At 36.8% G+C, this 22,307-nt stretch carries 18 protein-coding genes; 12 read left to right on the forward strand and 6 right to left on the reverse strand.

Features of this window, described 5'->3' with window-relative positions:
* The first annotated feature begins 127 nt into the window (after positions 1 to 127).
* From ppk1 to DYR29_RS10120, 6 genes are all read left to right on the forward strand, one after another.
* Positions 128 to 2,200, forward strand: a complete 2,073-nt coding sequence (gene ppk1 / locus DYR29_RS10095; protein ID WP_213280371.1) for a polyphosphate kinase 1 — start codon at positions 128 to 130, stop codon at positions 2,198 to 2,200.
* The gene (locus DYR29_RS10100) at positions 2,197 to 3,081 is read left to right on the forward strand and encodes an exopolyphosphatase (RefSeq protein WP_213280372.1); all 885 of its coding nucleotides are present in this window, start codon (positions 2,197 to 2,199) and stop codon (positions 3,079 to 3,081) included. Before ppk1 ends, DYR29_RS10100 begins: the two co-directional genes overlap by 4 nt.
* A 305-nt stretch (positions 3,082 to 3,386) precedes the next feature.
* On the forward strand, positions 3,387 to 4,040 hold the full coding sequence (locus tag DYR29_RS10105; RefSeq protein WP_213280373.1) for an NAD-dependent epimerase/dehydratase family protein: 654 nt from the start codon (positions 3,387 to 3,389) through the stop codon (positions 4,038 to 4,040).
* The gene (locus tag DYR29_RS10110) at positions 4,037 to 4,186 is read left to right on the forward strand and encodes a hypothetical protein (RefSeq protein ID WP_156106575.1); all 150 of its coding nucleotides are present in this window, start codon (positions 4,037 to 4,039) and stop codon (positions 4,184 to 4,186) included. Before DYR29_RS10105 ends, DYR29_RS10110 begins: the two co-directional genes overlap by 4 nt.
* A 142-nt stretch (positions 4,187 to 4,328) precedes the next feature.
* Complete coding sequence (locus DYR29_RS10115; RefSeq protein WP_213280374.1) at positions 4,329 to 7,367, forward strand: choice-of-anchor I family protein; 3,039 nt, start codon at positions 4,329 to 4,331, stop codon at positions 7,365 to 7,367.
* A 176-nt stretch (positions 7,368 to 7,543) separates the two neighbouring features.
* A complete protein-coding gene (locus DYR29_RS10120) occupies positions 7,544 to 7,936 on the forward strand; it encodes a DUF3060 domain-containing protein (RefSeq protein WP_213280375.1) in 393 nt (130 codons plus the stop codon).
* 100 nt (positions 7,937 to 8,036) lie between these two features.
* On the opposite strand, the gene DYR29_RS10125 is transcribed toward DYR29_RS10120, so the two are convergent.
* A complete protein-coding gene (locus DYR29_RS10125) occupies positions 8,037 to 8,285 on the reverse strand; it encodes a NifU family protein (protein WP_002977212.1) in 249 nt (82 codons plus the stop codon).
* A gap of 46 nt (positions 8,286 to 8,331) precedes the next feature.
* A complete protein-coding gene (locus DYR29_RS10130; protein ID WP_213280376.1) occupies positions 8,332 to 9,438 on the reverse strand; it encodes an Mrp/NBP35 family ATP-binding protein in 1,107 nt (368 codons plus the stop codon).
* A gap of 148 nt (positions 9,439 to 9,586) precedes the next feature.
* On the opposite strand from DYR29_RS10130, the gene DYR29_RS10135 reads away from it, so the two are divergent.
* The gene (locus DYR29_RS10135; RefSeq protein ID WP_213280377.1) at positions 9,587 to 10,042 is read left to right on the forward strand and encodes a hypothetical protein; all 456 of its coding nucleotides are present in this window, start codon (positions 9,587 to 9,589) and stop codon (positions 10,040 to 10,042) included.
* 116 nt (positions 10,043 to 10,158) lie between these two features.
* On the opposite strand, the gene DYR29_RS10140 is transcribed toward DYR29_RS10135, so the two are convergent.
* Together DYR29_RS10140 and DYR29_RS10145 are read right to left on the reverse strand one after the other, a co-directional pair.
* A complete protein-coding gene (locus DYR29_RS10140; protein WP_213280378.1) occupies positions 10,159 to 11,733 on the reverse strand; it encodes an outer membrane beta-barrel family protein in 1,575 nt (524 codons plus the stop codon).
* Between the two features lie 66 nt (positions 11,734 to 11,799).
* The gene (locus tag DYR29_RS10145) at positions 11,800 to 12,501 is read right to left on the reverse strand and encodes a TonB-dependent receptor (protein ID WP_213280379.1); all 702 of its coding nucleotides are present in this window, start codon (positions 12,499 to 12,501) and stop codon (positions 11,800 to 11,802) included.
* A gap of 95 nt (positions 12,502 to 12,596) precedes the next feature.
* Here DYR29_RS10145 and DYR29_RS10150 point away from each other — a divergent pair, with 95 nt between their 5' ends.
* Together DYR29_RS10150 and DYR29_RS10155 are read left to right on the forward strand one after the other, a co-directional pair.
* The gene (locus DYR29_RS10150; protein ID WP_213280380.1) at positions 12,597 to 15,398 is read left to right on the forward strand and encodes a GH92 family glycosyl hydrolase; all 2,802 of its coding nucleotides are present in this window, start codon (positions 12,597 to 12,599) and stop codon (positions 15,396 to 15,398) included.
* A 15-nt stretch (positions 15,399 to 15,413) separates the two neighbouring features.
* Positions 15,414 to 16,178 (forward strand): hypothetical protein, encoded by a 765-nt coding sequence (locus DYR29_RS10155; protein ID WP_213280381.1) that lies wholly within the window; start codon positions 15,414 to 15,416, stop codon positions 16,176 to 16,178.
* 45 nt (positions 16,179 to 16,223) lie between these two features.
* Here DYR29_RS10155 and DYR29_RS10160 read toward each other — a convergent pair whose 3' ends face one another.
* Positions 16,224 to 16,946: a phytanoyl-CoA dioxygenase family protein gene (locus tag DYR29_RS10160; protein ID WP_213280382.1), complete on the reverse strand. Its 723-nt coding sequence runs from the start codon at positions 16,944 to 16,946 to the stop codon at positions 16,224 to 16,226.
* 2 nt (positions 16,947 to 16,948) lie between these two features.
* Entirely contained in the window at positions 16,949 to 18,199 is a 1,251-nt protein-coding gene (locus DYR29_RS10165) for a dicarboxylate/amino acid:cation symporter (RefSeq protein WP_047420875.1), read from the reverse strand.
* Positions 18,200 to 18,419: 220 nt separating this feature from the next.
* On the opposite strand from DYR29_RS10165, the gene DYR29_RS10170 reads away from it, so the two are divergent.
* The 3 genes from DYR29_RS10170 (at position 18,420) to DYR29_RS10180 (ending at position 22,199) form a co-directional block, all read left to right on the forward strand.
* Positions 18,420 to 18,908: a BON domain-containing protein gene (locus tag DYR29_RS10170; protein ID WP_149833280.1), complete on the forward strand. Its 489-nt coding sequence runs from the start codon at positions 18,420 to 18,422 to the stop codon at positions 18,906 to 18,908.
* A gap of 6 nt (positions 18,909 to 18,914) precedes the next feature.
* Positions 18,915 to 19,334 (forward strand): SH3 domain-containing protein, encoded by a 420-nt coding sequence (locus tag DYR29_RS10175; RefSeq protein ID WP_047420872.1) that lies wholly within the window; start codon positions 18,915 to 18,917, stop codon positions 19,332 to 19,334.
* 96 nt (positions 19,335 to 19,430) lie between these two features.
* The gene (locus tag DYR29_RS10180; protein ID WP_213280383.1) at positions 19,431 to 22,199 is read left to right on the forward strand and encodes a TonB-dependent receptor; all 2,769 of its coding nucleotides are present in this window, start codon (positions 19,431 to 19,433) and stop codon (positions 22,197 to 22,199) included.
* Positions 22,200 to 22,307: the final 108 nt, after the last annotated feature.

Below are 22,307 nucleotides of genomic sequence, written 5' to 3' on the forward strand. Positions count from 1 at the left end.
CCAATTTGCTTGTTATTAGCAAAGCAATTTAATTCACCATCCTTTAAAAATTAATCAAAGTTTAACCTAAGAAATAGAGGAAGAATCTTTGCGAATTATTATTTTTGATAAAATATACACATTTAGAATGTCAATACACTTTAATCCACGAGATATCACATGGCTTGCCTTTAATGAAAGAGTTTTACAGGAGGCCATGGACGAAAAAGTTCCCTTACATTTAAGAATACGTTTTCTCGGAATTTTCTCCAACAATTTAGATGAGTTTTTCAGAGTACGTGTTGCCGGATTAAAGCGTGCCATGGATTTTAAGGAAAAAGTGATTGCTGAATCTTTCTACCAGCCGCCTTCCAAAATCCTTCAGAGAATCAATGAAGTTGTCATGAAACAGCAATTGAATTTCGATAAAACCTGGAAAAAGATCCAAACCGAAATGGTTGATCAGAAAGTTTTCATTAAAAATTCCAAAAACCTGACAGCAGGACAAAAAGAATTTGTCAGACAATATTTTGATGAAGTGGTAGAATCCAATGTAATTCCTATTCTTCTTCATGAAAATACGCCAATGCCCTATTTGCGAGACAAAAGTCTTTATCTGGGGGTAGCAATGAGAAAAAAAGACTGGCAGTATTCCAGCAATTATGCTATTATTGAGATTCCTTCTCGTTTTGTAGGGAGATTTGTATTGCTTCCAACAGAAGATCCGGAAGAGAAAAACGTAATGCTTCTGGAGGATGTGATCACTTTCAATCTTCCGCACATATTCTCTTATTTCGGATATGATGAATTTTCAGCCAATGCTTTTAAAGTAACAAAAGATGCAGAGCTGGATCTGGACAATGACATCAAAACCAACTTTGCAGAAAAAATAGAAAAAGGACTCAAAAACAGAAGAAAGGGAAAACCTACCCGTTTCGTTTTTGATAAAGACATGGATAAAGCACTGCTGGAACTCCTTATCAGAAAACTGAATTTAACGAAAAAAGACAGCATTATTCCAGGAGGAAAAATTCATAACTTCAAGCATTTCATGGATTTCCCAGACGTTTTTGAAGCCTATGAAAGACCTGTGGAAAGAAGCTCTTTTACTCACCAGGCATTTGAACATGGTGAAAGGGTGACAGATGTTATCTTAAAAGAAGATGTGCTTCTTAGTTTTCCTTATCACAAATATAATCCAGTGATTGATCTTCTCCGTGAAGCAGCAATGGATCCGGATGTAAAATCTATACAGATCACCGCTTACCGTATGGCTAGCAGTTCAAAAATCATCAACGCGCTCATCTATGCTGCCAGAAATGGTAAAGAAGTGACTGTAATGCTGGAACTTCAGGCAAGGTTTGATGAAGAATCCAATTTGAAATGGAAAGATATGCTTGAACCGGAGGGAATTACAGTTCTTGTGGGAATTCCCAACAAAAAAGTACATGCTAAACTATGTGTTATCAAAAAGAGAGCGCATAATAAAACCATCCAATATGGATTTGTAAGTACTGGAAATTTCAACGAAAAAACGGCAAGAATATATGGTGATCATCTGCTCCTTACAGCCGATCGCGGCATCATGGCAGATATCAATAAAGTATTCAATGTGCTGAAAAAACCGAAGGATGATTTTATTCCGATTTTGAAAACTTGTAAAAATTTATTAGTTTGCCCTCAGTTTATGCGTGAAAAGATTGTTCACCATATTGATAAAGAAATCGAAGAAGCCAAAGCAGGCCGAAAAGCAGAGATCATCATCAAGGTAAATTCTATGAGCGACAGGCTACTGATAGAAAAGCTATATGATGCAGCCAAAGCTGGAGTAGTAATCAGGCTTATCGTAAGAGGAATCTATTGTGCCGTAAACCAGAAAGAGTTTAAAGAAAAAATAAAAGCCATAAGTATTGTAGACGAATATCTGGAGCATGCCAGAGTAATGTACTTCTACAATAAAGGGACAGAAGACATGTACATTTCTTCCGCTGACTGGATGACCAGAAACCTGGATTACAGGATTGAAGCTGCGGCTAAAATCACTGACAAGAACCTTAAGAAAGAATTAAAAGATATTCTTGATATTCAGCTTAGGGATAATGTAAAAGCCAGAATTCTCGATAAAAAGCTCAGCAACGAATATATAAGAAATGATAAAAAAGAATGCCGTTCACAAATAGAAACCTATAAATATTTAAAAGCTAAAACAAGCAAAAAATGAAGATAGCAGCGATAGACATAGGGAGTAATGCAGCCCGCCTTCTTATCAATGAAGTTAAGATAAACAACAGAAAACCTGAATTTATCAAACTCAACCTTCTCAGAATTCCCCTGAGACTGGGAATGGATGTTTTTACCATCGGAAAAATAGGTCCTGAAAGAGAAAAAATGGTCATTGATTCCATGAAAATCTTCAGTGACCTGATGAAAATATACAAAGTAGATCATTACAGGGCCTGTGCTACCAGTGCCATGCGTGATGCTGCCAATGGCAATGAAATTATTGGCCTTGTAAAGGAAACATCAGGAATCAACATCGAAATTATTTCCGGTGATGAAGAAGCCACGCTGGTTTATGAAAATCATGTTGCAGAAGGCCTTGACAAAGAATTCGCTTACTTATACATCGACGTTGGCGGAGGTTCTACAGAACTTACTTTCTACGAAAACGGTAAAATGGTTTACGAAAAATCGTTTAATATCGGAACTATCCGTCTTCTCAACAATCTGGTTACAATGGATAACTGGAAAGAAATGAAGGACGAAATCAAGAAAAACATTGTCAGTAAAAAGCCAATTGTAGCCATTGGATCAGGGGGAAACATCAATAAGGTGTTTTCCATGAGCAAAACCAAAGACGGGAAACCAATGTCATTATCTCACCTGAAAAAGGTCTATAAAGAATTCAATGAGTTGTCTGTGGAAGAAAGGATGACCAATTACAACCTTAGAGAAGACCGTGCCGATGTATTGGTACATGCCCTGAGCATTTTCAACAATGTAATGTCCTGGTCTGATATCAACAGGATCTTTGTTCCTAAAATATCTGTTGCAGATGGATTAATCCATAATATTTACAGTCAGTTACAGCACAAAAAATAACAGCAAATAACAATATTGTAAAGCCAGCCATTAAGCTGGCTTTTTATTTTGGCATCCATTTCCCGCAATGTCATTGCGAGGAGCGAAGCGACGAAGCAATCTCTATATTCTCTCCTTTTATTAAGTTTTGGCTAAAGCCAATTGATAAATCATTTTTTGTCAGGTGAGTTAAAACCCACCCCTATTGAATTTTAATGACAACATCTTTTATCTTTTATCTTTTATCTTTTATCTTTTAAAAATTTTCCGAATTTTTAAAGTAAAACCTCATCCCCATCCGTCACACTATTATCAATAGCAAAACAATGAATCCAATCAAAATAATTCTTACAGGAGCTACTGGGATGGTAGGTGAAGGCGTTTTAATGGAATGTCTTGAGAATCCCAATGTTTCTGAAATCCTCAGCATAAGCAGAAAGCCTTTTGGAAAATCACATCCCAAGCTGAAAGAATACCTTGTCCCGGACTTTTTATCCCTGGATATTCATGATGAAAAACTGAAAGGCTATGATGCCTGTTTTTTCTGTGCAGGAATCAGCAGTGTAGGCATGAATGAAGAAGATTACACCAAGATCACTTACGAAACAACCCTGCATTTTGCAAAAGCTGTTTTGAACCAAAATCCGGATATGGTTTTCAGTTATGTTTCAGGGGCAAGCACAGACAGCACAGAGAGCGGAAAAATGATGTGGGCAAGAGTAAAAGGCAGAACTGAAAATGATCTGAAAAAAATGAATTTCAAAGGAGCTTATAATTTCCGTCCCGGATTTATGAAACCAGTTGAGGGTCAACTGAATGTAAAATGGTTTTTTAAACCTTTTATTTGGATTTTTCCTGTTTTTTTCCAATCAAAATCATTAACTTTACAGGAGGTGGGTAGAGCAATGATCAATGTGACACAAAAAGGGTACCCTACATCTACTTTAGAAATTAGAGATATTAAAAATTTAGCGATATGAGAGACATGTTAAAAAGAATTGTTCTGGTTATTTTTGTACTCTTGCTTGTGACTGCTGTTTCTGGATATTTTTATATGCAGAAACATCCATTGGAGGGGAATAAGTCAGGAACAATTTTAAATTTTTCCGGGAAATCAGGAAAATAATTTTATCCCATAAATCCCTCATTCGAACATTATTTTATCTTTTATCGGAAACAAACCTATTTTTTAAACATTTATTAAAATTCCATTAAAATAGTTGCGAAACATAAAGTTCATTTTTGCATTTATCTAAATTGAAGTAAAAATGATCAACAACTACCTATTAAAAGGGTCTGTGATTGCCGCATTCTTTTTTCAGAGCGGTCTTTTCGCACAGACACTGATTCATTACTGGAATTTTAACAACAATACATCTGCTGCCACCATCACTACACCATCTTCTACTATGGTGAATGGCTCTCTTACGGCAATAGCAGGAGGTACAAGTGTAATAGATTTTGCTGGGGGTACCGGGCAGAATTTTAGCGATGAAAACTTAAATGCCAGAAATGGGGATGCATCCGGAACTCATTTAAGGTTCAATAATCCAATTGGAGGAGGATTACAGTTTAATCTGCCAACCACAGGATACAACAATGTCATTGTTAAGTTTACCACCAGAAAATCCGGACAGGGAGCCGGTACTCAGACATGGTCTTATTCAACTGATGGAACTAATTTTGTGCAGTTTCAGACTGTAACTCCACAGGATGGCAATCCTCAACTTGTTACTCTTGATTTTTCTGCCATTCAGGGAGTCAATAATAACCCCAATTTTAAATTAAAGGTTGAATTCTCCGCAACAGGAGGTGGAACCGGAGGCAATAACCGCTTCGACAATTTCACAGTAGATGCAACTCCTGCCGGAGGGGCAGACACCACTCCACCAACCGTTGCTTATCTTCCTGCTCATAATACCAATAACGCTTCAACAAGTGTAAATCCTACATTGACTTTTAATGAAAATGTGAGATTAACAGATAATTCTGCAATCAATAATTCTAACGCTCAAAATCTTATAGAGCTTCGTCTTGGAAATGCTGCAGGAACACCAATTCCTTTTACGACGACTTTCAGCAACAATACCATCACGGTGATCCCAACATCAGGATTGGTACCGGGACAAACTTATTATGTTGCACTTAAACCCAATATGGTAGAAGATTTCAGTGATAATGGGATTACTGCCGTTACATCCAGTACTTTCACTACAGCCGGAACAACAATTTCTCTGGAAAAAAATTTCATTAAAGTCAATGAAAATGCAGGAAACCTTGCATTTAAAATCAATATCAACAATCCTTCAACAGCTGCGGTAAATCTTGTAGTAAAACCGGCACCGTTCAGTACGGCTGATGCTAACGATTTTACTTTAGCCAATCAGACTATTAATATTACTCCATCTACAACGAGTTATACGGTTAACATTCCGATTATTGATGACACAGTGGCAGAACAACAGGCGGAATATTTTGTGGTAAGCCTTGAAAATCCTGCCGGAGCAACTATTTCAGGAGACAATTCCGCAACGGTTTATATTGTAGATAATGATAAACCGGCACCTGTTCCCTCCCATCAGATCCAATTAAATTATCTTGGAAGTTTTGATCCTTCAGGAAATAATAGCAGTTCTACGGAAATTGTAGTTCATGATGCATCAACACAACGTTTATTCACAATAAGCTCCATTACGGATGTTTTTGATATTATCGATTTCAGTAATCCGGCAATACCTTCGGTTGTAAAAACAGTCAATATGACTCCTTATGGCGGTATCACAAGTATTGCCGTAAAAAACGGAATCATCGCAACTGCTTCTCCGAATACTGATCCTCAGCAAAACGGTTCTGTAGTATTTTTCGATATTAACGGAAACTTCCTGAAGCAGGTTACTGTAGGAGCTTTACCGGATATGATCACCTTCTCGCCTGACGGAACAAAAGTGGTTACAGCCAACGAAGGAGAACCTAATGATGCTTACACTGTAGATCCTGAAGGAACAATCAGTATCATTGACATTTCCGGCGGTATCGGAAATCTTACACAAAGTAATGTAACGACTCTCAATTTCAACAGTTTTGAGTCTCAGCTTGCTGCATTAACCGCTACAGGTTTAAGAAAAGTAAGAACCAACAATACGCTTTCTCAGGATCTGGAACCTGAATATGTTACCATCAGTTCTGACAGTCAGAAAGCATGGGTAACGCTTCAGGAGAATAATGCTGTTGCTGAAATTAATCTGGCAACGAAAACCATCACAGGAATCTGGGGATTAGGTAAAAAAGATATGAGCCTTCCGGGTAATGGTTTTGATGCTTCGGACAATAATGGAGAGGTTTTAATTGCCAATTGGCCTGTAAAAGCCTACTATGTTCCGGATGCCGTACAGAATTATAAGGTAGGAAATACCCATTATATTGTAACCGCCAACGAAGGAGATGAAAAAGATCTTACAGGATACAGTGAAAGAACGACTGTGGGGGCAAACAGCTATACTTTAGATCCTGTACTTTTCCCGAATTCAAGTATTTTAAAGGCTTCTTATAATCTGGGAAGATTCAGGGTTTCATCTGCTACTGGAAATACAGACGGCGATGCAGAATTTGAAGAAATGGCTGCTTTAGGAGCCCGTTCATTCTCTATTTTCAATGCTGATACCAAACAGATCGTGTACGACAGCGGAGATCAGTTTGAAAGATATATTTCAACATACCATCCTTTGATTTTCAATGCGGATAATGAATCCAACGGAGCTAAAAACAGAAGCCGTGCAAAAGGCCCTGAACCGGAAGGTGTGGCATTAGGAAATATCAACGGGCAGACGTATGCTTTCATCACATTAGAAAGAACCGGAGGGGTTATGGTATATAATATCACAGATCCTAACAACCCTACTTTCACAGACTATAAACACTCCCGTTCCACTTCTGCATATGGAGGAGATAACGGTCCTGAAGGAATTATCTACATTGCTCCTGAAAATACAACCACCAATAAAGGGTATGTGATTATCGCCAACGAGATCAGCGGAACTTTATCCATGTATGAAGTGGCAGCGCCGGCTACACTTGGAACAGGTGAGATAAAAACTGAACAGGCAACCTTCAACGTATTCCCAAATCCTGTCAACAAAGGAAATACCCTTTATTTTAACAGAAAACAGGATTACGAATTATATGATATGTCCGGAAAATTAATTGGAAAGGAAAAGAATGCCTTAACCATAAGCACATCCAATCTTTCTACTGGTGTTTATCTTGTAAAAACTTCAGAAGGACAGATCAAAAGAATCATTGTAAAGTAAACATAAATTACAGTATACCATTCTATTTAAAGCTTCGGGTTTTCCGGAGCTTTTTTTATTGAGAAGTTTTGAAATCAACTCAATATAAAACTCATCATTTAAGATGATTTAACTTTTGAAATACCTGAAAAAATCATTTTATTTCTATATTTACCCTCAACAAAACCAAATTCACAATGAAAAATATTAAGACAGCAGGAATTCTGGCTCTCCTGTTACTGGGAACAGGTACTGCCTTTTCACAATCCAGAAAAACAGAATCTACAAAAGGGGTAGAGAAAACAGACAATGATAAAACCATACAGGTAGAAGGTGTAGGCCATAAACTCAATTATACCCTCAATGGAGGAGTTGCTGAGGTGGAAGGTGGTGATAACACAGTAATGATCAAAGGAAGCGCCAAAAAGATCGCTGTTTCCGGAACCGGCAATAAAGTATACATTGATAAAGTAGATAAAGTAACGATAGAAGGTGGCGGCAATGTAGTCTACTATCGGACTGCCGGAACAAAATCTGGAAAACCCGATGTTTCTCTTACGGGAGTGGGAAATAAAGTTGTAAAGCAATAAATATAATTCTCACAGATCTCAAAGTTTGTAAAGAACATATTCAAACAAAAAAGACAGACCTCAATGAGGTCTGTCTTTTAAAAATATCTCAGATATAATTTTACTCTACGTTGATTACCTTTTCGATTTCCGGCGCATGTTGTTTGATGGTATTTTCAACACCTAGTTTCAGGGTTGAAAAATTCAACGAACATCCGGAACAGTTACCCAAAAGTTTCACAAACACCTGATTATCTTTCACATCAATAAGCTCAATATCACCACCGTCTTTATTCAAAAACGGTCTGATGCTTTCCAGAGCTTCCATTACTCTTGTTACTGTATCTTCGTGCGTTATGTTTGTTTCCATATTTTTCAGTTCAATTTGGTTCTTTCAAATGTATTGAAAGATATTATTATTTTGCTTTTGGTGAGCATCCTGCCATTGTTGAAATCTTTACTGCTTCAGTAGGAGGAAGACTTTTATTTCTTTCCACTAAGCTTTCCACCATTTTTCTGGCAGTTTCTGTGTAAATATCTGCAATTTTAGATCCTTCCTGAAGCGCAGCCGGTCTTCCTACATCTCCTGCCTCTCTGATGCTTTGGATCAATGGAATCTCTCCCAATACAGGAATTCCAAGATCTTCAGCTAAATATTGTGCTCCCTGGTTTCCAAAGATATAATATTTATTTTCAGGAAGCTCTTCCGGTGTAAAATACGCCATATTTTCTATCAATCCAAGAACAGGAATATTGATACTTTCCATCTGGAACATAGCAATCCCTTTTCTTACGTCTGCCAGTGCAACATGCTGAGGGGTACTTACGATCACCGCACCCGTTACCGGTACTTCCTGGATAATTGACAAGTGAATGTCACCTGTTCCCGGAGGAAGGTCTATCAGTAAGAAATCCAATTCTCCCCATGCAGCATCTCTAATCATCTGGTTTAGTGCTTTTGAAGCCATTGGCCCTCTCCATACTACTGCCTGATTAGCTCCTGAGAAATATCCGATTGAAAGCATTTTTACCCCATAATTTTCAATAGGTTTCATCATGCTCTTTCCATTTACTTCTACAGAGATTGGTTTTTCACCTTCTGTATCAAACATGGTAGGAACTGAAGGACCGTAGATATCAGCATCTAATAATCCTACTTTAAAGCCCATTTTAGCTAACGTTACTGCCATATTTGCAGAAACTGTAGATTTTCCTACTCCTCCTTTACCGGAAGCAATAGCGATAATATTTTGAATTCCCGGAATTTGTTTTCCTTTGATCTGACTTTGCTGAATTTCACTAGGCTCCGGAGAAACGATTTTAAGTTTTAAATGAACGTTTTCTCCAAACTCACTGGCAAAAGCCTGTTTCATGGCAGCCTCCAGTTTTTTCTTTTCGTGCATTGCAGGCGAATGAGCAGTCATGTCAATATAAACATCATCACCCATAATCTGAAGATTATTCACCAAATCGTCTACTTCTATTTCTTTAAGGAAATCCTGAACCTTTTCTTTCGTCAACATATAAATATAAATTGTTTACAAATTTACGGATTTTTTCGGTAATTTAGAATCAATAAAATCTATAATATCAGGTGATAAATCAGATCATTAAAAATTTCTTATTGTGTTTTTTATCTGATACCATAGCCAACCCGAGAAAGCAATTGATATGAACACGACTTCCTATCCTTCCAAATACGCACAGCCAAAAGGAATTTTCACCGTTGGAAAAACAAAATTCAAATGGTATGACCTGGCTGATGATCCGGCAGAAATCTCTCCACAGGACATCCATAATGCGCGGTTATGTATTGAATATGCTGAAGAGGACTTTCAAAATATTGATGATCTGGGATTTATCATTATGCATCGCTGCGGAAAAAATTATCTCCTTCTGGTATGTACATGGCGAAGTGAAAATGAATTATGGGAAAGCGTGTATTATGATGGTTCCGGCAACTTTGAAATATGGGACAGAAACAAAACCCACCTCCCTACTTATTGTGTTTGGGAAATGGGTATTGTCTATCATGAATCCCAATCCTGGAAAAAATATCTGGGTTCCGGGCGGGAAGAAAATGATAAGGAGAAATATCTTAATGATTTCTTTGAAGGGGAAGTGTAAGTATTGTGTATTGTCATTCTGACGAAGGAAGAATCCCGTAGAAAAAAGAGATTCTTTATTCCACTTCGTTTCATTCAGAATGACATGAGGCATAAAAATGACTTAAGCTCAAATTATCAGTTCGCTCTGTTTTTCTCATCAAACCTTACATTACGGTCTGTTCCTTTTACTTTTTTATTTCCAAAAGTATACGTTGCAGATACCGTAAGCCTTCTGGCGTCATAATAGTTATTGTACGAATGAGTTCCGGTGGTATAATAAATTTCACCCAGGCTTTTCCCTTGCTTCAAAATATCAGAAACAAACACATTCAGCTGAAAACTTCTTTCCATAAGGCTTAATTTCAGGCCTGATGTAAAATTACCGGCAAATTTCATGTATGAATTTCCTGAATTGGAAGGCAGACGGAACCAATAATTCAGGATCAGCTGTATTGTTTTGCCTGAATTGAGTGATATATTATTCTGAAAATCGAAATCATAGCTGTTTCCTTTTCTGGCAAGGGCATCCGTTGCAAAAACATCCGTATTCATATAAGAATAATTGGCAGAGTAATTCGCTTCCCATTTTTTGAAAAAAGTATCTGAATAATTAAGCGAAACACCCATACTATTCTGATTGTAGTAATTTTCAAAAGTACTCACTCTGTTTTCACCTTTCAGATTAGCGAGCTGGCCAAATGCATCCACTGATCTCTGAAAATAAGCTGATGCTGATAGTTTTCCTTTATAAACATAAGAAAGTTCAAAATTATGATTAATAGAAGGTTTCAGGAAAGGATTTCCGGTAAAATAGGAATTGATATTGATATACCAGCGGTATGGATTGATCGCACGGAATCCTGGTCTGTTGATCCTTTTGGAGTAATTCAGGTTGAATGTATGATTCTCATTACTTTTATAACTGATATAGGCTGTAGGAAAAAATTTTCCGTAAGAATTTTCGTTCTGCTGACCTGAAGTTAATGAATTCCCATTGACTACAGAATATTCATAACGCAGCCCTGCTTTTGCCGACCATTTTTCATTGAAAGACTTTTCAAAACTGATATAAGCCGCATAATTTTTCTCATTATACTCAAACTCATTGCTTTTCAGCGGATCTGTGATATAATCTCCATTTGTTAAATTCTGATAGAAAATATTAGAATTATTATCAAAATTGGTGAATTTCATCCCAGCTTCTGTCTTTGCAAACTGATAAGGCAATGTAAGATCTGCCTGCCCGGAATAAATTTTATAATCTACCATAGATGGCGACTTTACAACAAACCGGTCTCCCGAGCTTTCTGTAGTAGTAAAATCAATGGTGGTTTCCGGTGTATTGGAAAAATAATTTCCTGTTATACTCAGTTTATTGTCCTGTTTTCCGAATTTAAGATCATAGTAAGCACTAGCAGTATGTTGCCTGCCGGTCGCTCTGTGTTCTGCATAGGTAAGCAATGTATTGGTATAATTACCATTCTGGAAATAGTTGGAGGTATTCGTTATATCCATATTAGAATGTCCAAATCCTAAATCATAAATAAATCCGATATTGGACTTTTTACCCAGCTGATAATCCAGACTGAAATTTGCTCCAAGTCCATCTCCAAAATCTCTTCTGTTATCATTACTTTTAAGACCATCTGTACCTTCTATCCAATAGTTTTCGTAAGAGTGTTTTTCATTCTTATTTTGTCTTAACTTCAATGAGGTACGCAGTTTTTCATTCTGATAATTTACCGTTACACTGTTTGAATTTCCGGTGTAAGTCTGCTACTGAAGACTGGAAGTCAAACTTCCGCTCCACCCCAGGTTCTGATTTTTCTTTAAAACAATATTGATCAGACCGCTGTTTCCCTGTGCTTCGTACTTGGCAGGAGGTGAGGTGATGACTTCAATTTTTTCTATATTCTCAGATCGCAGACTTTTAAGGTAAGTAACCAGTTCAGCATCTGACAAATTCAGAATCCTGTCATTAATCATTACTGCTACCCCACTTTTCCCGACAATTGAGACTCCGGTATTGTCATCTACTTTTACCAATGGTGTTGTTGCCAGAGCATCCGCTCCATCCATTCCTTGTGAAGCCACGGAATTGGAAACATTGAAAACCAATCTGTCCGCTTTTCTCTCAATCAGTTTTTTTCTGGCAGTAAGTGTAACTCCTTCGATCTGTTTCTCTTTCTTTTTTTCAATAAAAAAATCGTGCTTTACCTCACCATTTACCATCAGTTCTTTATTGGATACTTCTATACCATCCTGGATAAGCTTAATATTGTAGGTGCCATTTTCTGAAAGCTTCAGTGAATAGTTTCCTTTTTCGTCTGAAATGGCAGTCTGTTTTTTCTGATCTTTTGTGGCAATCACCTCAACGTAAGGAACCCCATTTCCGGTTTGGGAGATCTTCCCTGTTACCGTCTGGGCAAATGTAGCTGCCGGCAGCAGCACAATTACAGCAAGTAATGTCTTCTTCATGAATTATAATCGTTTTCTATAAGACAAGCTACCCCTCTGTTTTATTACCTCTGTTTTGCTGTTTTTCAATATCTTCGCCTTTATAAAATCAGAACATGAAAAAAGGGCTTATAGCATTTTCTTTATTTATTACTCAGATCATTTCTGCACAGAATTACTCCCAATATGTGAATCCTTTTATAGGAACCGGAGGCCATGGCCACACTTTTCCCGGAGCAATTGTTCCGTTCGGGATGGTGCAGCTTTCTCCGGACACCAGAATTGACGGAAGCTGGGACGGATGCAGCGGATACCATTATTCGGATTCCGTGATCTATGGATTTTCTCATACGCATCTGAACGGAACAGGAGTTTCAGACTATGGAGACATTATGCTGATGCCTACGATGGGAAACCCAAGCCTGAACAGTAAAGATTATTCCTCAAAGTTTTCGCATAAAAATGAAAAGGCGGCTGCCGGATATTATGCGGTAAAATTAGATAAACATAATATTGGAGTACGTCTGACAACGACAAAAAGAGTCGGTTATCATGAATACACCTTCAATAATGCAGGTAATGCCAATATTATTCTGGACCTCAACCACAGGGATAAACTTCTGGAAGGAGAAGTAAAGATCATTGATGATAAAACCATTGAAGTTTTCAGAAGAAGTGAAGCCTGGGCCGCCAACCAGTACATCTATGCAAGAATTGAGTTTTCAAAGCCTATGAAAATTTCAAAAAAAGAGGTGAACGGAAAACAGGAAAACAATCTTTTTACCGGAACAAAGCTTGCTCTGGCATTTTCAGCCAATGTTAAAAAAGGAGAAAAGATCAATGTAAAAGTGTCTGTTTCTCCTACCGGTTATGAAGGAGCAGGAAAAAATATGCTGGCGGAAGGACAATCAAAGGATTTTGATGCTGTAAGAAAGCAGGCAGAATCTGATTGGGATAAAGAACTTTCAAAAATTGAAGTAAAATCTGATGATAAAAATAAATTAACCGTTTTTTATACTGCTCTTTACCATGTTTTCACACAGCCTAACATCAATATGGATGTTGACGGAAGATACAGAGGCAGGGATAACAAACTCTACACGGCAAATGGCTTTGATTATTACACCGTCTTTTCACTTTGGGATACCTTCAGAGGTGCTCATCCGTTAATGACTTTAATTGACAGAAAAAGAACTGCAGATTTTATCAACACCTTCATCAAGCAATACGAACAGGGCGGAAAACTTCCGGTATGGGAACTGGCTTCCAATGAAACAGAATGTATGATTGGTTACCACTCCGTTTCTGTGATTGCAGATGCTATGGCTAAAGGAATTAAGGGGTTTGATTATGAAAAGGCTTTTCAGGCTGCGAAAGGTTCGGCAATGCAGGATATTTTCGGATTGAATGCTTACAAACAGAATAATTATATCAGTATTGATGATGAACATGAAAGTGTTTCCAAAACGGTAGAATATGCTTATGATGATTGGTGCATTGCCCAAATGGCAAAAATTTTAGGCAAGAAAGAAGATTATCAGTATTTCATGAAACGTTCTCAGAACTGGAAAAATCTTTACAATCCTAAAACCGGGTTTATGCAGCCAAGAAAGAATGGAAACTGGTATGAACCATTTGATCCGAGAGAAGTGAACAACAATTATACGGAAGGAAATTCGTGGCATTATTCTTATTCTGTACAACAGGATATTCCCGGACTTATTGCTGCGCATGGTGGAAAAGAAAAATTTGAACAGTTTATTGATGCCATCTTCACCGCTCCTGATAAAACAACGGGAAGAGAACAGGTAGATATCACAGGATTGATGGGACAATATGCTCAGGGAAATGAGCCAAGCCACCACATTGCTTATCTGTACAATTTTGTAGACAAACCTGAAAAAACAGATGCCAAAATAAAATATATCCTTGATAATTTCTATAAAAATACACCTGACGGCCTGATCGGAAATGAAGACTGCGGCCAGATGAGTGCATGGTATATTCTAAGTTCTATGGGAATTTATTCTGTAACTCCAGGATTACCGGAATGGGAAACCACAACACCTTATTTTGATGAAATCAAGCTTCATCTGGAAGATGGTACGACAAAAACAATTACTAAAAACACCGGCAGAGCAGAGCTTAAAAAACTTGGTTTTGAAAATGTGAAACCCGTTAAGGATTTTAAATATGAGGAACAAACGGCTTCACCCGTAATCGCAGCTGACAGAATCTTTGATTTTTCTACCAAAGTTGAGATCACTCCGCTGAATCCCAATGACAAGGTATATTATATGACCATGGATGAAAGCGACAGTAATAAAAGAAAGACTTTCTCTGCTTACAAAGGACCATTCTCTATCACAAAAACTACCCAGGTAATGGCTTATGCTGAAAGAAACGGAGAAAAAAGTTCTGTAACTACAGCCAATTTCAACAGAAGACCTAATTACTGGGATATTAATATCCTGTCTAAAGTTACTCCACAATACAGCGCTACCGGGAAACTGGCTCTTATCGACGGAATCAGAGGTGATGTCAACTGGAGAAAAGGTGAATGGCATGGCTATCAGGGACAGAATTTTGAAGCAGTCATTGATTTCAAATCTCCTCAGCAAATCAAATCATTATCTTCCACCTATCTTCAGGACAGCACAGCATGGATTCTGATGCCTAAAAAAGTAGAATATTACGCTTCCATGAACGGGAAAGATTTTATCCTTCTGAAAACCGTTGATAATGACATTGATCCTAAGGATGAAAAGGTACAGATCAAAGATTTTTCTACTGAAATTCTTCCTACCGAAGCCCGATACATCAAAGTAAAAGCATACTATTTTGGAAAACTGCCGGAATGGCACCAGGGAGCAGGAGGAGATGCTTATATTTTCCTTGATGAGATTTCTGCGAGATAAAAACCACAATTATATATGAAAAAATTATCATTACTGCTCTTTTTACTCTTAAGTATCATAAAAGTTTCAGCCTGTAAATGTGTATTTGAAACATTACCACAAAATTATTTAAATGCAAGTATTGTAGGCATAATTAAAATTGTAAGAGTGTATGATGAAGATTCTCAGCATCGAAACTATAAAGCTGATGTTGAATTTGAAAAAGTTTATAAAGGGACAACATTCAAAACGATGAATGTAAGAGGTCTGATTGGAAATTCGTATTCCGGAGCATGCGAAATTGATGTACAACCTAATGAAAGATATCTGATCTTTCTAAGTTCCGATAGCACCTATACTATTTCATCCTGTACTCCAAAAGCAAAACTGGGAATTAAACCAACAAAAGCTGAAAATTTATGGCTTAAAAATCTGGACAAAGCCTTTACTTACTTAGATAATAATAAATTCAGGTTTATGGGCTTACAGTTTACTAGTTGCTATGATGAAACCCAAACTGAACATGTATCTGATTTATCAAAAATCAGTAGATTCAAACCAAAGCAGCCTTTTGCTATCTATAAAGTAAAAATAGATGATAGATCAAAAATTCAGGAAATTACTCCTGTTACAACTTTTGGAAGTAAGGATGATACCATCGAAAATATACTGAAAACAAATATGATCGTCTCCCCACCAAGATCTTTCTGGATACCCAATCAAAAAGAAGCTTTACTTTTTCTTTTTTATAATAAAGAAAATATAGGAAAGCCATACGACGAAGTCATATCCTGTGATTAAGCTAAACTAAAACCCCTTTTCAGAATTTTGAAAAGGGGTTATTTTTTAATTCATTCTTTCTGACCATTGCAGGACTTCCGGAAGTTCCCTATCAGAAAATTCTATGTGGATCACTCTCCTTTTCTTTCCGTTGGTTGTCCGGTTTGAGCCGTGAAGCGTTAAAGGTTTCATCAACATAATTCCACCTTTTTCAACGTTACAGATTTCTTCTGTCTCAATTGTCCAGTCGATGGTTTCCGGCCTGTAAGTGCCTTTTGCATGAGATTTTGGGATTACTTTCAAAGCTCCGTTATTTTCATCGGTATCATCCAGATGGATTCTGATCGTATATATATTTTCCAGAATATCCAGCGGTGGCTGTACTGCAAACTGATTCTTTTTAGTTGTCCATGGACCGAAATCAGGCAGATCCAGCTTTTTATCAACAGAAATAGTCAGATCCTGATGATAGGCTACATACCAATTGGAAGTTTCAGGCTTGTCAAAATAAATACTTTTTACCACAAAATATTTTTCTCCGAAGATTTCCTTAACCACTTTCTGAATGTTTTCATTGAAAATAAGTTCTTTGATTTCCGGGACCTCTTTTAAAAACTGCCTAATCGCAAACAGGTCTTCAGATTTTCTGAAATTCTCTTTTGAAGTGTCTATATTTTGAAGAACGTGATTTATTTCTTCAAGTTCCTTCTGTGAAAAAACATTATTGATAACAGCAAAGCCATATTCTTGAATATGGCTTTTATGATTTTCTAAGTTATGTAAACTCATATTTAAATTTTGTCTAATGGCTCTGTCAATTGTCCTTCCCATTTAGAAACTGCTGAAGTCGCCAATGTATTTCCCAGCACGTTGGTCATACTTCTTCCCATGTCACAGAAATGGTCAATTGGTAAGATCAAAGCAATTCCTTCCGGCGGAATACCGAACATGGAACACGTCGCTACAATAATTACCAGAGAAGCTCTCGGAACACCGGCAATTCCTTTTGAAGTAAGCATTAATACCAAAAGCATGGTGATCTGTTGTCCCAGAGTCATTTCGATTCCGTAAATCTGAGCAATAAAGATTGACGCAAAGGTCATATACATCATACTTCCATCAAGGTTGAATGAATATCCTAAAGGTAAAATGAAGGATACCACTCTGCTGTTACAACCGAATTTCTCCAATTCTTCAACCAATTTCGGGAATACAGCTTCTGAACTCGTGGTAGAGAAAGCGATCAGTAAAGGCTCTTTTATTCTTTTTAAAAGGTCAAAAAGACGGTTTCCTAAGATAAAATAACCTACCAGTAAAAGTACCAGCCAAAGAACTCCTATAGCAAAGAAGAAGTCTCTTAAATAAATAGCATATACTTTAAAGATTTCAAAACCATTGGTCGCCACTACTGCGGCAATAGCTCCCAATACTCCAAGCGGAGCAAACCACATTATATATCCAACCATTTTAAGGATTGCATGAGCGATGATATCAAAAAGCTTCACCACAGGCTTAGAATACTCTTCTCCTAAATTCGCAAGGGCAACTCCAAACATCACTGCAAATATCACGATCTGTAATACTTCATTGGTTGCAAAGGCTTCAAATAAACTTTTAGGAATCATATGCTTTACAAAGTCTTCCATGGAGAAACTTTTACTGCTTTTAAGAAGCTCATCAGCAGAAGATACGTCCTGAATCGGTAGTTTTGTGACATGTCCTGGCTCCAGCCAGTTAACGAGGATCAACCCGATAAAAAGGGAAACCAGAGAAGCGGAAATAAACCAAAGCATCGCTTTTGTTCCTACTCTTCCGATCATTTTAATATCACTCATTTTGGCAATACCTACCACCAAAGTCGTAAAAACCAAAGGAGCAATAATCATCTGTACCAATCTGATGAAAACCGTTCCCAGCAGTTTTATGTTTTTAGCAAAAGGTTCTGCATTCTCAGGATATTTCACGTGTACAATACCTCCAATTCCTACTCCAACAAGAAGGGCAATGATAATTGCTATAAAAAGTTTATTCTGTCCTTTCATATATATAGTTCAATTTGCGCAAATATAATGGTTTTTCAATTGGCAGAAGATTTTCTTCAACAGGGCTTAATTTTACATTAAGTTTTTAATACCTAAAAATTAAAAGTCTGGTTTAGAAAATATTGTAAAAAAATTAAGAAACATTTATTGAATTTTTATTCTTTTGGTACAAATTTTATTATTACATTTGATTGTATAACAACATTAATAAATATACAATATGAAAAAAACTATTGCAATGGCTGCATTAGCTGTAGCTGTATCTTTCGGTGCTATTTCTTGTAAAAAGAAAGTTTCTGATGCCGACCTTCAGACTCAGGCTACAACGGTAGTAACTTCTAATCCCAATGCTTCTGTTGAAGTAAAAGAAGGTGTAGCTCACTTAAGCGGTACTTTCGCAGATCAGCAGTCTAAAGACGCGATGATCGCAAAATTAAAAGCGATCAACGGAGTAAAAGACGTAATGGATATGTCTACTGTAGCAGCTGCTCCTGCTCCGGCACCTGTTGAAACTGCTTCTGCTGTAGATCCTGCTGTTCAGAAAAAAGTTCAGGATGCGGTGAAGGATTTCCCTTCTGTAAAAGTAGAAGTTGTAAACGGGCAGCTTACTCTTACAGGAAATGTTTCCGGCCTGCAGGCTAGAAAAATCAAAGAATCTGTAGATGCTTTGAAAATTGGAAAGTATAACAACAACCTAATCGTAAAATAATTTAAGATGAGCGAATTACAAGATAAATATTCAAGCGTAGTTTCAGCGGCACAGTCTGCAGGAATCTCTAATCTTCAGGTTCAGGAGCAGGATGGAATTCTTTATGTTTCCGGAAATGCTTCCAACACTGCGGCTAAAGATGCTGTATGGAATGCTTTAGGAGCTATTGATTCTACTTATTCTGCTTCAGATATCAATATTGATGTACAGGTTGCAGGTCTTACTTCAGGAGCTTCTTTAACAGTGGCAACAGAAGATTCTAACCTTAATATCAGACAGGAGCCTTCTACTGAGGCTGCCGTAGTAGGTAAAGCAGCTAAAGGTTCTTCAGTAACTTTAATTGAACAAACTTCTGATGACTGGTGGAAAGTGAAAACTGATGACGGTCAGGAAGGATATGCTTATTCAAGATATTTAAGAGCATAAATTTTATTAAAAAATAATAAAATTTCACAAATAAAGCATAAAAACATCCCAATTTTGGGATGTTTTTATATTTTTACCGCTCTGAAAAAAAAACTAATGAAGAAAACTCTGTTGCTATTGACTTTGATGTTCACAGTCATTATTCTGCACGCCCAAAAACTACACATTGACGGAAAAATATCAGATTCTGAAAAGAAGGCTATAGAAAATGCCACCGTCTACCTCTTGAAAGAAAAAGATTCGTCCATTATCAATTACACAGCCACAAATAAAGAAGGGAAATTCTCTCTGAAGATGGACGATGTCAAAGAACCTTCAATTCTTAAAATTGATGCCGACAAATTATCTTCCTATTCAAAAAAATTTGAGAAAATAGATCAATCCTTATCCTTAGGAGATATTCAGCTTGAAAAACAAAGTATTGTCAACAATATTGATGAGGTAAAAATCACAGCATCACCGGTAAAAATTAAAAAAGATACTATTGAGTTCAGTGCAGCAGCAATCAAAGTAAGACCTGACAGTAAAATAGAGGAGCTTCTGAAACAAATTCCAGGCGTAGAGATCAATAATGATGGAAAAATTACAGTGAACGGGAAGGAAGTGGATCAGATCATGATCAACGGGAAACCTTTCTTCGATAAAGATGGCAAAATTGCCCTTCAGAACTTACCCGCAGATATTATCAAGAATATTCAGTTTACCACCACCAAGACAAAGGAAGAAGAACTGAGCGGGACAACAGCCAAATCTCAGAATACCACCATCAATTTTAATATTGACGAAAAGAAAAATAAAGGTTTGCTGACAAGACTTACGGTAGGTTATGGTTCGGACAAGCGGTATGAGGCAAGCGGGCTGGCCAGTTATTTTAAAGGCGATACCAAAGTAAGTATCCTTGCTTCTTCAAATAATATCAATTCACAGGGATTTTCCAGGGATGAGGTTTTTGACAGTATGGGGAACGGCCGGAATGCCTGGATGATGCAGGGCGGATCTGTCTCAACGGTAGGAAATGTGACGTATTACAACCAGGGAGGTGGTACAAGAGGAATACAGCGTTCTACAACCATTGGACTGAATTACAGTGATAAAATGGGGAAAAATGCTGATCTGGATTCTTTCAGTCTGATGCATTCGGATTCTAATACGGAGACAAGATCTAAGGTTTCAAGATCTACTCTTTTACCCAATTATACGCTTCAGACCAATTCTGAAAGTAACGGAGAAAATGAATCCAAGCAGTACAGTTTTGACACTTCAGTCAAAATCAAACTGGATTCTATGACAAGTGTTTATCTTTCCCCGAGATTTACTAAAAGTAGCAGTTTCAGTTTCAATAATTCACAATCATCTACTTTGAAGAATGGAAGTCTTCTGAATGAAAGTAACTCCTATTCAAGTAATGATTCGGAAAGTAATTCATTTAATCCTTACATTTATTTTTCCAGAAAATTCAAGAAAAAAGGACGTGTGCTTTCAGCTAATATGAACAGTTCAATTTCTGAGTCTAAAAGAGATAATCTAAACCAATCCCAAAATACATTCTATGATGAAAATGCTATAACAAAAGATAACCGTGATCAATTAGCCAAGAATAAAAATCAGAACAGCTCATTCAATTTCAGTGCAGGATATTCAGAACCCATTTCCGATTCGTCCAGTGTGAATTTTAAAATAAAATATGAAGCGAGATCAGCGAGGGATTTAAGGAATGTAAACGATTTTGATAATGCTACCGGAGACTATACTAAATTCAACCAGCTTTTATCAAATAATATGAAACAGAGAATCAATCAGATCTCTCCTGAACTGAGCTATCAGATCAATAAAAATAAACTCAACTTCTGGGCTTCAGTGAACCTTGACATTTCAGATATGAAAGTAAACTCTATCTACAATGGACAACAATATGACCTGCAGAAAAATTTCGTATTGCCTGAATATAATCTCAACCTTTACTATCAGCTTGGAGAAAGTAAAACCTTAAGTATCTACAATTACTCTAACTTCAACATTCCGACTGCAGAACAGCTGACTCCTTATAAAGATGAATCCAATCCTTTGATTACCTATCAAGGAAATCCCAATTTGAAAAATACATGGATCAACAATCTTTATCTGTATTTCAATAACTATAATAAAGTAAAAAACCTCAGTTACTATTTCAATATTGGTTTTACGTACAGAAATAACGACATCATTAATTTTTCCACCTATGATAATGCAGGAAAACAAGTGGTGACTTATAACAACGTAAGCGGAAATAAAAGCATTAACGCCGGCGGGGGCTTCAGTAAAAACCTGAAATGGAAAAATAACAAACTAACCATTAACCCAACATTCAACATGAATTATAATTATAATAATGGTTTTGTTGACGGACAATCTTTTACCAGCAACTCATACAATCTTAATCCTGGTCTTAATCTTGTGTATGAGATCAAAGATAAAATGACCATAAAACCTTCTTACCGGCTTGGATACAGCTTCTCAAATTATACCAATTATAATTTAAAAAATGTAAATACAGCCAACCAGTCATTGAAACTGGAACTGACGAATTATATGCTGAAGGGAAGGTTCGTTTTTGGAAATGATTTTGAATATAACACCAATTCCAATATTGCTCCCGGCTTTAAAAAAGATTTCTACTTCTGGAATACCAGCCTGGGTTATTCATTCTACAAAAAACAGTTTACAGCAAAAGTGAAGATTTATGATGTCTTAAATCAAAATCAAAGCGTAAGAAGAACGATCACAGATTCTTATTTTGAAGACCGTGAAGACCTGATCCTGAAACGATACATCATGTTCTCTATCAGTATGAAACTGAATAAGTTTGCAGGTAAAAAAGCACAATAATACTACACCATACTTTTATATATAATTTTTGATAATGGCCGGATATTTCCGGCTATTTTTATGAATACAGAGAAGATTGACTAATAACAGTGTTTTTATTTTTAAATT

Origin of the sequence: Chryseobacterium indologenes, from assembly GCF_018362995.1 — a bacterium.
GTDB classification, from domain to species: Bacteria; Bacteroidota; Bacteroidia; order Flavobacteriales; family Weeksellaceae; genus Chryseobacterium; species Chryseobacterium indologenes_G.